Raw genomic sequence first — 14,913 nt, forward strand, 5'->3', positions numbered from 1 at the left:
TTGCTGTAGGTGTCGACAAATGTCTGCTGGTAAATCCGACCAACACCCTTGAGATTGCCCACGTAGAAGGTGTCTTGAGAGCCAAGATAACCGGGATGATGGGTTTCAATTTCCCCGCATGCTTCGTCATCATGTTTCTTCTTTTCAAGGGCTGCAACCTGGGCATCACTCAGAATTATCCCGTCAGTAGCGACTCGCTCTTCCAGTGCTTTAAGCCGCTTTTTAAAGTTCTCAAGACCATTGCGTAACCAGATTGACCGAACACCACTGCCAGAAACAAAGACGCCTATTCTGCGCAGTTCGTTACTAGTTCTGTGCTGACCATGGGCTGGCTGCTCAATGGCATAACTAATGACCGCTTGTTCTATCGTTTCATCGACTCGATTTTTGGTGTTAGGGGTTCTGCGGCTTTTGTTAATCAAATTCTCGATCCCGCCATCATCAACCAGCTCACGATAGCGATAGAACGTATCCCGCGATACGCCCATGACCTTGCATGCTTTAGAGACGTTACCGAGCTCTTCCGCTAAATTTAGCAGACCTGCTTTGTGTTTAATGATGGGATTGCTAGTATGGAGCATGAGAGTTACCTTTTTGTTTTGATTTAAGATTCGACACCTTTATCAAAACGGGTAACTCTCTCTTCTTCAAGAAGATATGTCAGATCAGATCGAGACTTCTACATGTAATGTAAATAAAAGGCGCAGCGAGTAATGTTACTCGCTGCGCCTTTTTTGTTTTAGCACCCTATCCCTTATAGCGAGTAAATTGCCTGCTTTGAATGCGGGTCGATTTTGTGCCGACAAAGCTAGTTTTTATCCTATGTTTTTACTTCTCTGTACCCCGCAAGTAGACGGGAATCCGTCTATCGAGTGTGGGATCAATGCTTGTTAGTATCTCTATATCGCTTATCGACTAAATATAATTACCTAGGTGTTTAGAGTAATGAAATTATCATTTGAAGAAATAAAATCTCGTTTTGATGTGGAAAATGCCGCGCGCAGTGTGGTTACCCGCGCGGACCAAATTCCTATGGCCTACGATTTGCTCAGCAAGGAATGGTTTACGGATGTACTTTGTAAAAACCAGACCGGTACAGAAGTAGTTGATTGGCGCTTAGGTGATGAAGACGAGGGAACATCTAGTCGCCGTAGAATTTTTCTAGAATACAATAAGCCCGAGTCTGGTCTACCGAGTAGCGTGTTCTGCAAATCGACTTTTACACTGGCAAGCCGCTGCTTGTTAGGTATGAATGGCGCCATTGAGGGCGAGGTGAACTTCTACAACATCATTCGTCCACAATTACAATTAGAAGCGCCGAAGAGCTTATTCGCCAATTTTAATCCCGAAACCCTCAACTCCATTGTCATGCTAGAAGATATGAGTAATGACGTTACCTTCTGTGATCACCGCACTGTGGTCACCGAAAAAATGGCGCTTGAACAGGTTTCATTGCTGGCTAAATTGCATGGCAAATACTACGAAAGTGATGCCTTTAAAGGTGAGTTGTCTTACCTGAATACCTGGGAAGATTTTTTTACAATTACCGCCAATGAAGCGGGATTTGGTCCACAGGCTGATATCGGCTTTAAAGAGGCGAGAGAGGTCATTCCTGCGCGCTTATTTAAGCAAGCAGACAAGGTCTGGCCTGCAACCTTGCAAAGTGTGGCGCGCCACGCGCAGCTTCCCCATACCCTTGTTCATTCTGATGTGCATTTGAAAAATTGGTATATCACCGCTGACAATCATATGGGTTTGAGTGACTGGCAGTGCATGTGTGTTGGGCATTGGAGTCGAGACATCGCCTATGCACTCTCTACTGGATTGGCGACGGCAGATCGTCGAGCATGGGAAAAAGACTTAATTATTCATTATTTGGCTGAGTTAAAGGCCAATGGCGGTCCTGAAACGTCCTTTGATGAGGCGTGGACCCAGTATCGGCAGCAGTTGTTTGGTGCTTTAGCGTGGTGGACGCCGGTGCTTAGCCCTAATCCTGATGTGCCAGATATGCAGCCAAGAGATACCTCTTTAGAGTTTATTGGCAGAATGACTCACGCTATAGACGATTTAGATGCTTTGAATAGCTTTTAATATAGTAAGGGTGCGGCTCAAAACCGGCAAAGATTTTGAGCCGCACTGTGAGATCATTTATTGATGGTGTCGGCGTCGCACAGCGTATTATTTTGGCAGCTGGGCTAGCGTCGCTATTAGTTCTGTGCGGCTGTGAACACTAAATTTTTTGTAGATATTTCGCAGATAATTTTCAATCGTGTATTCGGAAAGGTTTAAGGTCGCACTGATTTTTTTGTTGCTTTTTCCTCTGACTAATTCATTCACAACATCCGCCTCGCGCTGGCTTAGACCGTAATCTCCACGGCAAATTGTTGTAGCGTCAATAATAGCGTGCTGCGGTTCATTGTGAAGTCGCTGCCGAATTGACGATTCGATGAGAGTGTCTGCGCAGACCTCTAACCAGTTTTCTACAAGTTGGCTGGCAGCATCTAGTTGTAGCTGAGTTCTGTTCCGCGCCCCCTTAGATAAGAGTAGCCCCACAACCAAGTGCAAGTTCTTGCTAATGCCATGTGTGTAGGCAGCCGTTTCTCGGTAACCCGCATGGCTGAGAACATCTTGGTATAAAGCGTCGGAATTTAGCGTGCTTTCTAGTTGTTGGCGTTTTGTGTTTGTTTGGCCAATGTCCGTTCGGCGGATATTGTCGGTGTCGCTTGTACCGGCGTGGGGAAGTAGTGGGTCGTGTAGACAGATTCGCTTGCTGTAATTGGCGGCGAGGGTGGCTGGTATGCCGTCATTAAATAAAAAAGTAATAGGGTGTTGGGGGGTGCTGCGATCGTAAAGCATTAAGGCGATATGATTGGCCCTAGTGATCCGCATTATGTTGTTTGAAAACTGTTTATCGGCGGCCTGAAATTGCTGCGTATAGCTATTCATTGTTTACCCCAATTATAGTTTTATCTGGAGTGTTTAACGTCGCATGGGTGTGAGGAATTTTATCGCGCTTTGGTAAGGGTATAAAGCAACCCCGCAAGATGGCGAGGCTGCTTTATCATTTAGAATTGACGGAAGTTAGGCTTACGTTTTTCGTTAAACGCGTTTACGCCTTCTTTCGACTCTTCTGTATCGTAATACAATTTTACGGCATTGAGGCCCATCATGCTGATACCGCGAATAGACTCGGAATCGCAGTTAAATGAACGCTTAGCCAGTGCCAGCGCAGTGGGGCTGTGTTCCATGATAGTTTCGCACCAGCTTGTTACTTCAGCTTCTAGTTCAGCGGCGGGAACGACCTTGTTTACCAAGCCCATATCCATCATTTCTTGTGCAGTGTAGCGCTTGCACATATACCAAATTTCGCGGGCTTTCTTTTCGCCAACGATACGCGCTAAATAGGCCGTGCCCCAGCCGGCATCAACAGAACCAACTTTAGGTCCTACTTGGCCCATTTTTGCGGTATCAGCCGCAATAGTCATATCGCAAATTGTGGCGAGCACGTGTCCGCCACCAATCGCAAAACCATTTACCGCTGCAATAACGGGCTTGGGAATATCGCGGATGGCAGATTGCAGCTCGTCAATTGGCAGGCCTACCACACCGCGGCCATCGTAGTCGCCGTCGTGGTTAGACTGGTCGCCACCGGTGCAGAACGCTTTGTCGCCAGAACCGGTTAGTACCACTACGCCCACGCTTTTGTCGCTAGCGGCGGTCAAGAAGGCGTGAATAAGTTCTTCGATGGTTTTGCCACGGAAGGCGTTGTAAACCTTGGGACGGTTAATGGTAATCCACGCTGCCCCATTGCGGTTTTCGTAGGTAATGTCTTCATAAGGTGTATTTGCAAACATAGTAATTTACCTCTTTAAAGCTGTGTTTAAACGGGACTTAGCCGTGCATTGTTAAGCCGCCGGAAACAGAAATGGTCTGTCCGGTGATGTAGTCAGCGTCGTCGCTACCAAGGAAGGCGATGATGCCTGCGTAGTCATCTGCTTTACCCATACGGCGCAGTGGAATACCTCTAGCCATTGAGTCCTTCCATTTTTGCGCTTCTTCACCAGTACCTGCTACGGCTGCCATTGCAGGAGTATCGGTTGGGCCAGGGCAAACGGAGTTTACTAATACATTGTTGCGCGCTAATTCGCGTGCGATTGATTTACCAAATGCGATTGTGCCGCCTTTACAGGCTGAATATACCGCCTCATGGCTGGTGCCAACACGACCTGCATCAGAGGCGACGTTGATGACGCGTCCAGCGTTGCGTTCGGCCATGCGTTTGCAGACTGCTGCGTGCATGTGTATTGGGCCGTAAAGGTTTAGATTAATAATTTTTTGCCACAATTCCGGCGTGGTTTTGAGGAAAGGCGTGATTTGATCCCAGCCCGCATTGTTTACCAACATCCAGATTGGTCCAAGCGTTTCTTCAACTTGGGCTACGGCAGCTTCTACGGCATCCATATTGGTGATGTCAGCAATAAAAGGCGTTACGCTGCCCGCTGCCGAGCTAGCTTTGGCGGCAACTTGCTCTGCTGCTGCGCCATTGATGTCGAATAACGCGACTTTGCAGCCTTCTTCGGCTAGACGTAAAACTATTGCTTCACCAATGCCGCTGCCACCACCGGTAACGATGGCAACCTTTCCATTTAAGCCTTTCATGTGTTGATAAACTCCTACTTTACGAACTATTAAAGGGTGAGTTTGATAAAGGAAAACACCCTGACTGCAAATGATATCTATACTACATTAACTGTTCGCATGATTACAATATGCAAACACTTATATCAACTTGCGCCCGCGCTTTGGGTCTCACTCAGCCAGCTTTGATTCAAGGCTTTCGCGATGGTCCGGGTGGGCGATAGCAATAATGCGCTCATGTCGCTCACTCGGGGTGGCGCCCCGCAAATAGGCGGCTCCGAACTCCGTAACGACATAATCGACATCAAACTGAGGTACGCTCACGGGGGTGCCACTGCGAAATTTCGCGGTAATACGCGAGTGCTTGCCGCTGGGATCGGTCGACGGGAGGGCTACAATTGACAGGCCATCTTGCTGGCGGCTGGCGGCGGCAGCAAAGTCGGGGAGCCCCCCTGGTGCACTGACGTATTTGTTGTTCAAGGTCTCAGCGTTTACTTGACCCAATACATCTACCTCCAGCGCAGAGTTAATGGCGTGAAGTTTGGGTACTTTGACCAGTACTGCTGGGTCGTGGGTAAACTCCGCACCGGCAATGTTTAGGGATTGCAGAGTGGGAAGTTGTTTATATAAGTTTTCTGAGCCCACAAATACCGCGGTTGTTAAGGCATTTTTTTCGCGCAGTGCGCCACTGCTTGCTAGTGGCAGTATCGAGTCAGATAACATGCCGGTGTGAAATCCAAGTTCGCGATGATCGCGCAGCGCCGCTAAAAGCTGGGAAGGAATTTTTCCTAGGCCGATTTGCAGCGTGGCACCGTTGGGAATGAGTGCCGCGATGTGCTGTGCAATGGCTTCTGATGTGGCGTTGCTACTACCCGCGTCGTAGCTTTCTAGCGGGGTGTTTGATCTAGCTGTCGCCGTTAGTCGGCTTGCAGCCAAACTGGGTGCTGATGGCGTATTGGGGGTGTTTGGGTTTATCAGGCCAAGTATTTTGCAGTCGCGGGCGATCAAGCCAGGAAGAAACTCGGCATGGGGGCCGAGTGAGTGGCGGCCATCGACTGCATCGGCAACTTGCACGACAAGCCAGTCGATACGGGTGCTGGCGGCGCAAAGATATTGTTGTATCTGTTTAAAACTGATTGGCCGAAATTTTATCCCGCCTTTTTCGTAGTCTTTGCGAAAATGACTTTGCATAAAAAACACCGCCATTTTGCGTTTTGTTTCAATATTGCAAAGATTGCGAGTGTTGATACCCGGGACAAAGCTGGTAATGAATGTGACGCCGGGTGCAAGGTCTGGATTATTTACCAACATCTCGGTGAGTTCACTCGGTTCGCCGGCGCTACCAGGTATGAACACAGTATCGCCAGGTTGAAAGTGGGCGGCGAGTTGTTCTATGTCAGCTGCGGTGTTCATTTTGTATCCCTTAATTTATTTGGCAAGTTCGGCGCGATTGCGAAAGTGCTCCAAGGATTCTGGATTGGCTAAAGCGTGTATCTGTGATGGTTCGCGGCCATTAATAAGTGCAGATACGGCGGTTTCAGCATTTTTTCCGCTGCGAGTTTTGGGAATGTCATCAACGGCAATAATGAACTTTGGTACATGTCGCGGCGATGCATTTTCGCGGAGAAGCTGGCGAATTTCTGCGCATAATTCATCGCTTAGTTGTTGACCTTGCGCCAAAACAACAAACAGTACAACGCGAACGTCATTGTCGTATTGTTGGCCGGCGACGACACAGTTCTCGATACATTCTATTTTTTGGACTTGGCGGTAAATTTCTGCGGTGCCGATGCGGACGCCACCGGGGTTTAAAACGGAGTCGGAGCGGCCGTGAATGATAAAGCCGCCATTCAGTGTTTCCTCTGCAAAGTCACCGTGGGTCCATACGTCGGGAAAGCCTGCAAAATATGATTTGGTAAAGCGCTTATTGCCGGGATCGTTGGCAAAGCGTACCGGCATGCTCGGTGCAGGTGCGCAGCAAACCAGTTCCCCGCGTTCGCCGATGACAGGATTACCGTCTTCATTAAAAATTTGCACGTCCATACCAAGGGCTGGCCCCTGCATTTCTCCGGCGTAGACTGACTGCCATTTATTGCCAAGCATAAAGCAAGAGACAATATCTGTACCGCCAGAGCCGGTAGTCAGATGGACTTGGGGTGAAACGTGCTCGTATACGTATTCAAATCCTTCTGGAGATAAGACTGAGCCGCCGGCAAAAATTAATTTTAAATCCTTGAGCGGCACCTGGCCTTTGATATCAATTTGCTTTTGACCGCAGCGTTCTAAAAAGGCGCTTGGTAGGCCAAGTGTGTTAACTCGTAGCTGCTGCGCAAGCCGGAAAATAGACAGCTCATCCGGCGCGACGACGGAGCCATCATAAAGTATGACTGTGGCACCACTAGCTAGGGCACTAATACTCCAATTCCACATCATCCAGCCAAGGGTAGAGGGAAAAATTACCCGTTGTTGCGCGCTAATATCACAGTGCAATTGGTGCTCTTTGGTGAGCTGGATTAGGGTGCCGCCGTGGCCGTGAACAATACATTTTGGCGCGCCGGTTGTGCCAGAGGTAAAGAGTACAAATAAGGGGTGGTGAAAGGGCAGGCGAATAAAGTCAGGCTGTTGTGTGTTGTCTGAGGGGAGGGCGTCCTCTAAGTGTACACCGACACTGCCTTCGGGCCAGCCGCCGCCAATTTTTACTAAGCGCTTCAGGCTTGGTAAGTCGGCGGCAATCTTGTCGATATTAGCCGCTACATTATAGCTCTTGCCATTAAAGCGATATTCCGCCACCGAATATAAGACACAAGGATTTACTTGCCCGAGTCGGTCGAGAGCGGCGGCGACCCCAAAATCTGGCGACACCGAGGCCCAGCTGGCACCAATACTGGCGGCGGCAAGCATGATTGCTACAGCTTCACCAGCATTAGGTAATACACCGGCGACACAATCGCCCGCGCTAACGCCGAGTTCGCGGAGTGCTCGTTGGTGTTGAGAAACTCTGCAGCGTAATTCTGAAAAGCTCCAGTGCCGACCTTCACCTTCTTCACCGGCTTCAATAAGTGCGGTCCAGTGGCCCGGCCAGCGCAGCATGTTTTCTGCGTAGTTAATATTTAACTGGGGAAACCAGCGGGCAAATGGTGCTTGTTCGGTGTTGATTCGGGCGGGGTGTATGTCGCCGTCATACACAAGACCAAATGCGCTAATGCATTCCGTCCAAAAGGCTTCGGGATTTTGTATAGACCACTGATGTAGGGCGCGAAAGTCGTGATTAAAGCTGAGCTTATGGGTGGCTTCGATGCCTTTGGCAAAGCTGCTCAATTTAGCAAGTGCTATATCGTCTTTTGATGGTGACCAGAGCGGCAGAGTCGAGGTAGCTGTCATAACTTGGGTTCCGATTTTGAACTTGCTGATTTTTAGGTATTAAGCATATTGTAAGCTAGCGATATAATTCAGTCCATAGATGTATTAAAGGCCATGGATTCTTTAGTTCTTTGATCAAAGTAGCGCAGCAAAGGTAATATATTGAGTAACCTTGCATATAGTTTGCTTTATTACTAAATTTGTGCAAGCATAAGTCAAGAGTTGGTGTTCTCACACAAATTTTTTGCGGTGCAAAATATTTGCCCGTATTAATTGCGAACTTACTTCCAGGTGAGTGTATCTTTGGCCGCTATACAGCGGCCTTTTTTTTTGGCTCCGCTGCTTGCTGCATGTGGTCCTATTATTGTGTGTGCAGATATGATCGTTGTTTGCTGGGGTGAAATATTACAGATTCATTAAAGTGAATTGTATTTTGCGTATATAGTGTATGATTAGCATAGTTATAGTTAATATTTTCGTATATACACAATGAGGTCGGTGATGGCTGCAAAAGGAAAGTCGCTCGGGTATGACGCTGCACTGTCAAATGACTTTCTCGAATCAGAGGAAGATTTGGTATTGCGTTTGGGGTTTATTATTCATGACGCTGCTCGGCTTCGCCGCATAGTCATCGATGATTTGTTCAAACCGTTAAAGGTTACTCGTTCACAGGCGTGGGCAATGGCGTATTTATCGCGCCGTGATGGTGTGCCTCAGTCAGATCTTGCTGATGAGATGGGCTTGGGTAAGGTTACCTTAGGTGGTTTGATTGATCGCCTGCAAGATGTTGGCATGGTAGAGCGCCGTGCAGATGCTAGTGACCGTCGTATTAAGCGTATACACCTCACGCCAGAAGGCCGCCGCGTTATTAAAGAAATGCGGGTGTTAACGGTTCAAGCGAACGAGGATATGTTGGCGGGAATCAGTATTGACGAAGTTCGTGGCTGTGTTGAAATGTTGAGAAAGCTGAATAAAAACCTTGATGCAATGAAGGGTAAAATTAGTTAGTAGCTTTACGCTAATTGCAAAAAAATACCCGCAGCCTTGCAGAGGTTGCGGGTATTTTTTTGTCTGAACGCGCGGTTTACACTGCGCGCTTTTGGCCTTGCCAATAAGGTGCTCTCAAATCCTTTTTAGAAACTTTTCCGGCGCCGGTGCGAGGGAAGTCATCAACGAAATCCACGCTTTTGGGGCATTTATACCCTGCTAGATTCTCTTTGCAATGGGCAATGAGTTCGGCTTCGGTTGTTGATTGGCCGGGTTTTAGCATAATAAATGCTTTCACTTCTTCGCCCCATTTTTCGCTTGGTATGCCAATGATGGCGGCGGCAGCAACGGCGCCGTGAAGTGACAGGCAGTTTTCTACTTCTGAGCAGTAGATATTCTCGCCTCCGCTGACGATCATGTCTTTTGCGCGGTCAATTAAATAGAAGTAGCCATTGTCGTCGTAGTAGCCAATGTCGCCAGTTTTATACCAGCCGTCGTTGTATACCTCACTCCAAGCCTCAGGTTTATTCCAGTAGCCTTTGGTAATTGCTGGATTGAGAATGACCATTTCGCCAGGGCTATTGGCGGGAAGCGCATTGCCTTCACTATCGAGAATTTTAATCTCAATGAGTGGAAGTGGCTTGCCACATGAGGTGAGAATATTGTCGTCGTCTGAATAATGATCGTCTGGTCTCAATAGCGTAATCGCGCCACCAGACTCAGTGGCGCCATAAAATTGCATGAATTTGCAGGGGATTGCTTCAATGGCACGTTTTAGCAAGCCCTTAGAAATTGGAGAGCCCGCGTATAAAATTTCGCGAATACCACTAAAATCGGTGTTTGCAGAATTTGGGTGATCCAGTAGAAATTGGATCATTACCGGTGCCAATCCCATTAGAGTCGGCTTGTGGGCATTAATAACGGCCAGTACTTCCTCGGGGTCAAAGCGCGGCGCTATAACTATGCATGCGCCGTTATACATGGCTTGCATAGACAGACCTAGTCCGAGCAGGTGGAAGCTCGGTACGCAGAATAGGTAGCGATCATTCGCTCCCCAGGTGTATGCCGGCTCTAAATGCTCACATAGGCGCATATTCATTATGCCAGCATGAGTTAGTTCTACACCTTTGGGGGCACCCGTGGTCCCAGAGGTATAAATTTGCCATGCAGTACTGTCGCCTTCGCAAATAAAGTGCGGATCTGAGTTATCAAATTTACTGGCCCATTGCCAAAATGGATTGTCAGCCTGCTTACCTGGATCAATGTAAATCGTCTTGATTTTTTGCGTAAGTTTGGTCTGTACCTCTTCCCATGTTGCTTTGTAAATGAGATCTACCAGCGCGATTTTTGGCGCGCTATCTTCGACAATGGCGGTAATTTCGGGAACACTCAGTCGCCAGTTCAAGGGGATGAATGCCGCGCCAATTTTTGCAGAGGCGTAAATGGTTAAAAAATAATCGTCTGCATTACCCGCAAAATAAAGAACGCGATCCGTTGCTACCACGCCTTCGGCGCTTAAGCCATTTGCCATGCGACTCGATAGTTCATGGACGTCTGACCAGCTAAGGCTGTGATCACAAAATATGGTGCTGGGTTTGTCGCTGTAGTTCTTTGCATTGTAACGAACAATATCTGCAACGTTTTTGATTTCGGGATAGGGCCACATGATATTTGGTCTCTTGTTATTTATTTGTAGTTAAAAACGGGTTTCTGTTTTTTTGCAACGGAGTTGACGGCATTCCAGGTATCGTCGCGTCGGGTGCAATCAGCAAGGGCGCGGGCCTCTTGCTCAAGCTGTGCCTCTAGGGTGTTTTCTTGGCTGGAGTGGAACAAGTTTTTAATTTGCCCATATGTATAGGTTGGGCCTTGTGCCAGTTCTTCTGCCAGTGCTAGAGCTTTTTCAGCCAGTTGTTCACTTGGAATAATCTCGCTGGCGAGTCCGTATTCTAAGCATTGCTCGGCAGACCACTTTTGATTTCTGAGATAAAAATCAAAGGCTTTGCGTTGGCCCACGCGGCGCGGCATAAAATACGAAGAGCCGCTGTCGCAGGAAAAGCCGATACCGCTAAATGCGGCGTAGACGCTCGCTTTTTCACTGAGTAAGGCGTAGTCGGCGGCGGCGACAATTGCAACCGCACCGCCTGCGGCTAGGGCGTCACAGGCGAGTATAACCGGTGCGTCACCCCGTGCCAGGCGCGAAACACCCGAGTGTAGATCACTGGTTGCAGACTTAATAAATCTTGGCAATCCATCGCGATCACCTAAGAAAGTTTTAAGATCGCCGCCAACGCTGAAATACGGTCCATTTGAGTCTATAAGTACGGCGCGCACCTCGGGATTTTCGTCGCACTCGTTAGCAATTTCTTTAAACTCTCGGCAAAACCTAGCGTCAAACGGGTTGCCGCGTTCTGGTTGGTTTAAGGTAATGTGCCCAACGTTATTGCGGATCTCAAATAAAAATGATTCCAACTTCATTTTGATTACTCCAAATACTTTTCTTGGTTAGCCGACGCTGCGCTGGGTTTTTTCTTTTTCAGCAGACGCTTTAATGGAGTCCCGAACCGATGACCAGTCGTCATCAGACCAGCTACCTAAGCTTGCAAAGGTGCTTGGCGCAGCTAGGTGGTGACCGCCGTCTATACCAATGGTTTGACCGGTAATATAGTCACAGCCGTCGGCTTGTAAGAAAGTCATTAAGTTCGCTAGTTCTTGCATCTCGCCGTAGCGTCCCATTGGTACGGTGCTGGCGTCGGTGGCGCCAGTTGATGTACCGGTGGGGTTCAGCTTGTCCCAAGCGCCTTCAGTTGGGAAGGGGCCGGGGGCAACGGCGTTTACGCGAATGCCGTAACGTCCCCATTCAACCGCGAGCGATTTGGTCATGGAGTCTATGGCGGTTTTAGCCATTGCGGACGGTACGACATAGGCTGAGCCAGTCCATACCCACGTTACCAAATTGCTCACGATAGAGCCTTTAATGCCTTCTTTTATCCAGCGCTTACCAATAGCGAGCACGGTGTAAAACGCGCCGTCCATAACGGTGGAGCGTATGGCTTGATAACCGCGTGGAGATAGGTCTTTGGTGGGCGAAATAAAGTTGGCGGCGGCATTGTTAATTAGACCGGTTAATGCGCCTTCTTCCCAAATAGACGCCACCATTGTCTCAATCGCATCTGGGTCGCGAATGTCGGTTACGCGGTAGTGAATCTTGCCAGAGCCTATTTTTGCTAGCTCAGCAACTGTTTCTTGCAATACTGATTCACGACGACCGCAGATGTAGACTTCAGCGCCGTAGCTTAGTAAGCCTTTCGCGATTTCTTTGCCGAGACCAGTGCCGCCACCGGTGATGAGTACGCGTTTGTTCGCAAGTGTAGAGTCTTTAAACATAGTGTTATCTCTTAGTGATGATATTTAGTTGGTTTAATCTGCCAATTTAATTAAACGTTTGCCAAGATTGTCGCCGCGATAAAGTGCGGCGATTGAGTCTGGGGCTTCTTCTATGCCGTGTTTTATTTCTTCTCTGTAGTGTAGTCGACCTTCGAGTATCCACTCGCTTAACTGCTTGACGCCTTCGTGATAGCGATCGGCGTAGTCGAAAATTACAAAACCTTCCATACGCGCACGCTTGACGAGTAAGTGGCGCTCTACACGCGGGCCGAGTGGGATCGGGCTCCATTGAGAAATTGACGCGGTGCCGCAGATAACAACCCGAGCGCGCTGATTGAGAAGCGTTAACGCCGCGTCGCTAATACGGCCCGCGGTATTGTCAAAATAAACGTCGATGCCGTCGGCGCAGGCATTGGCGAGTTCTTCGACAAAGTTGGGGGAGTTGTAGCTAACGGCTTTGTCGTAGCCAAACTCATTAATGCAAAGTTCAATCTTCTCGGGGCTGCTGGTAATGCCAATGGTTTTGCAGCCCTTAATTTTGGCAATTTGCGCAACACAAGATCCCACGGCTCCGGCGGCTGTCGACACTAATACGGTATCGCCAGGCTTGGGTAATCCCACTTCAAGTAGTGCAAAGTAGGCGGCAAGCCCGTTAATCCCTAAAATACCAAGTGCGGTAGAAATGGGGAGTTGGCTAGTGTCGATGACGCGGTCGATGTTTGTGGCGTCGGTGGTGGTATGGCTTTGCCAGCCAAACATGCCTAGTACATGCTGACCGACATGGTAATCAGGGCTTTTGGATTCAATAATTTCGCCAACGGCTAAAGAACGCATCACTGTATTAATACCAACGGGTTCTGAGTAGTTGCCAGCGTCGCATATCCAGCCGCGCATGGCGGGCTCTACAGAGAGATAGTGATTGCGTATAAGGACTTGCCCATCTTTAGGTGGGATGATCGGGCATTCAGATATTGTGAAATTCTCCGCCTGGGGTATACCTTTAGGGCGCGAATTTAACAAAACCTGTGTGTTGGTTGCATTGCTCATACATGTTCCTAGGGTGGGCCGATTGCAAACCGTTGCACCGACTAATCGTGTTGTTCTGCGTGCTATGTATTTTATACGCTAGCTTATAGTATGCATAAATATATGTTGGCTTACAACTTGTTAAAGTGAATTTTGGCGGGGCCTTTCGGCCCACTGCTACTTTATTAAGAGGGTGAATTTGGCCGCGGTAGAATGGTTTTGAGCTATGCTGAAATTGTGTGAGTTCGTGTTGACATAAAAAGTACGCTTACTTATATTAACCATATAAACCTAATTATTAATTTATGAACCAATGGCAGCGTATATGCAAGTTGGTGGTCAGGAGTAAGGTGTGGCACTTTTTGATTTTTTAAAACCCTCCGCAAAGACGGTCACTATATTGCCAGCGGGCGTCAGTTTTGACGTAAAGCCGGGGCAATCGGTGTTAGAGGCTGGGCTTTCTCATGGTTACGCCATGCCTCATAGCTGTACGGTGGGTACCTGCGGCAGCTGCAAGTGCAAATTGGCCGAAGGCAAAATAAAGGAATTAACTGATTTCGCCTATGTCTTGGAAGCCGATGAATTACAGAGCGGCATTATATTGACGTGTCAAAGTGCCTTGAAAAGCGACGTTACCCTTAATATCCCGAATTTTGAGCTAAAACAGTTGCATCCGCCGGAAGATTACGACGGCAAGATCACTAAAACAGAAAATCTCACCCACGACACCAAGAAAGTCAGCATCTTATTAGATAGGCCAATCTGGTTCGACGCGGGTCAGTACGTGCAATTAGAAGTAGAAGAAGGTCTGGCTGCACGCTCTTACTCATTCGCCCTACCTCCTGCAGAAGACGGCTGTCGAGAAATTGAGTTATTTATTCGGCAGGTACCGGGTGGCGAGTTTACCGGTATGTTGTTTGACGGCAAGTTAGATGGCAAAAGTGTCAAGGTGCATGGGCCTTCAGGGAATTTCTGGCTGCGGGATGGCAAGGGGCCAATCATTTGTGTGGGCGGTGGCAGTGGTTTAGCGCCTATTGTAAGTCTTTTGGAGCAGGCAGCTAAATCTCCGCTTGGCCGACCCTGCATTATGCTGTTTGGTGCTCGAACCCAGGAAGATTTGTATTGCTTAGAGCGTATTGAAGAGATTGCCGCGAAATGGGATGGCGCGTTTACCTTTGTGCCGGTTCTGTCCAATGAGCCCGAGGGCAGTGGATGGACTGGACATACTGGGTTTGTAAACACCGTGATAGAGCAAGTGGCCGCCCAGCATTTATCTAACGAAACGCAGGTTTACCTGTGTGGGCCACCGCCAATGATCGATGCGGTGACTGACACCGTCTTAAAACTAGGCATTGTTTCAGAAAATATTCACGCTGATAAATTTTTAGACGCCAGTCATGGCCTTGCGCGACAAAACTAAAGTTGGGTACGGCTTGGCGCTGATCCACTGATACTGGTGGGAATTCGGCCCAAGCCATTTGCAGTTTTAATTACTTCTTTAATAAGAACAGGAACACA

13 protein-coding genes are annotated in these 14,913 nt (G+C 48.3%); 3 read left to right on the plus strand and 10 right to left on the minus strand.

Annotation, left to right across the window (positions count from 1 at the left end; genetic code table 11):
* Nucleotides 1-581, minus strand: a 581-nt coding sequence (locus C0068_RS15075; protein WP_146047869.1) for a helix-turn-helix domain-containing protein, incomplete at its 3' end; no start/stop codon positions are given.
* 364 nt (nucleotides 582-945) lie between these two features.
* On the opposite strand from C0068_RS15075, the gene C0068_RS15080 reads away from it, so the two are divergent.
* A complete protein-coding gene (locus C0068_RS15080; RefSeq protein WP_103685313.1) occupies nucleotides 946-2,091 on the plus strand; it encodes a phosphotransferase in 1,146 nt (381 codons plus the stop codon).
* Between the two features lie 87 nt (nucleotides 2,092-2,178).
* On the opposite strand, the gene C0068_RS15085 is transcribed toward C0068_RS15080, so the two are convergent.
* The 5 genes from C0068_RS15085 to C0068_RS15105 form a co-directional block, all read right to left on the minus strand.
* Nucleotides 2,179-2,946 (minus strand): helix-turn-helix transcriptional regulator, encoded by a 768-nt coding sequence (locus C0068_RS15085; RefSeq protein WP_103685314.1) that lies wholly within the window; start codon nucleotides 2,944-2,946, stop codon nucleotides 2,179-2,181.
* 119 nt (nucleotides 2,947-3,065) lie between these two features.
* Complete coding sequence (locus C0068_RS15090) at nucleotides 3,066-3,854, minus strand: enoyl-CoA hydratase-related protein (RefSeq protein ID WP_103685315.1); 789 nt, start codon at nucleotides 3,852-3,854, stop codon at nucleotides 3,066-3,068.
* Nucleotides 3,855-3,891: 37 nt separating this feature from the next.
* On the minus strand, nucleotides 3,892-4,659 hold the full coding sequence (locus C0068_RS15095) for an SDR family oxidoreductase (RefSeq protein WP_103685316.1): 768 nt from the start codon (nucleotides 4,657-4,659) through the stop codon (nucleotides 3,892-3,894).
* 150 nt (nucleotides 4,660-4,809) lie between these two features.
* A complete protein-coding gene (locus C0068_RS15100) occupies nucleotides 4,810-6,051 on the minus strand; it encodes an acetyl-CoA hydrolase/transferase family protein (protein ID WP_103685317.1) in 1,242 nt (413 codons plus the stop codon).
* Nucleotides 6,052-6,066: 15 nt separating this feature from the next.
* Nucleotides 6,067-8,019, minus strand: coding sequence for an acetoacetate--CoA ligase (locus C0068_RS15105; protein WP_103685318.1), 1,953 nt, complete (start codon nucleotides 8,017-8,019; stop codon nucleotides 6,067-6,069).
* Between the two features lie 480 nt (nucleotides 8,020-8,499).
* On the opposite strand from C0068_RS15105, the gene C0068_RS15110 reads away from it, so the two are divergent.
* Complete coding sequence (locus C0068_RS15110; RefSeq protein WP_158250006.1) at nucleotides 8,500-9,006, plus strand: MarR family winged helix-turn-helix transcriptional regulator; 507 nt, start codon at nucleotides 8,500-8,502, stop codon at nucleotides 9,004-9,006.
* A 76-nt stretch (nucleotides 9,007-9,082) separates the two neighbouring features.
* Here the strand turns inward: C0068_RS15110 and C0068_RS15115 are convergent, their stop codons facing one another.
* From C0068_RS15115 to C0068_RS15130, 4 genes are read right to left on the minus strand one after another with little or no spacing between them, the layout of a single operon-like run.
* Nucleotides 9,083-10,651, minus strand: a complete 1,569-nt coding sequence (locus C0068_RS15115) for a class I adenylate-forming enzyme family protein (protein WP_103685320.1) — start codon at nucleotides 10,649-10,651, stop codon at nucleotides 9,083-9,085.
* A gap of 20 nt (nucleotides 10,652-10,671) precedes the next feature.
* The gene (locus tag C0068_RS15120) at nucleotides 10,672-11,460 is read right to left on the minus strand and encodes an enoyl-CoA hydratase/isomerase family protein (protein WP_103685321.1); all 789 of its coding nucleotides are present in this window, start codon (nucleotides 11,458-11,460) and stop codon (nucleotides 10,672-10,674) included.
* 27 nt (nucleotides 11,461-11,487) lie between these two features.
* Nucleotides 11,488-12,369, minus strand: coding sequence for an SDR family oxidoreductase (locus tag C0068_RS15125; RefSeq protein WP_103685322.1), 882 nt, complete (start codon nucleotides 12,367-12,369; stop codon nucleotides 11,488-11,490).
* A gap of 33 nt (nucleotides 12,370-12,402) precedes the next feature.
* Nucleotides 12,403-13,416 carry an NADP-dependent oxidoreductase gene (locus C0068_RS15130; RefSeq protein ID WP_103685323.1) on the minus strand — a complete coding sequence of 338 codons (1,014 nt, stop codon included), beginning with the start codon at nucleotides 13,414-13,416 and terminating at the stop codon, nucleotides 12,403-12,405.
* 331 nt (nucleotides 13,417-13,747) lie between these two features.
* Here C0068_RS15130 and C0068_RS15135 point away from each other — a divergent pair, with 331 nt between their 5' ends.
* Nucleotides 13,748-14,815 (plus strand): 2Fe-2S iron-sulfur cluster-binding protein, encoded by a 1,068-nt coding sequence (locus tag C0068_RS15135; RefSeq protein WP_103685324.1) that lies wholly within the window; start codon nucleotides 13,748-13,750, stop codon nucleotides 14,813-14,815.
* The last annotated feature ends 98 nt before the right edge of the window (nucleotides 14,816-14,913 follow it).

It is taken from the genome of Zhongshania marina, assembly GCF_002915595.1.
GTDB classification, from domain to species: domain Bacteria; phylum Pseudomonadota; class Gammaproteobacteria; order Pseudomonadales; family Spongiibacteraceae; genus Spongiibacter; species Spongiibacter marinus_B.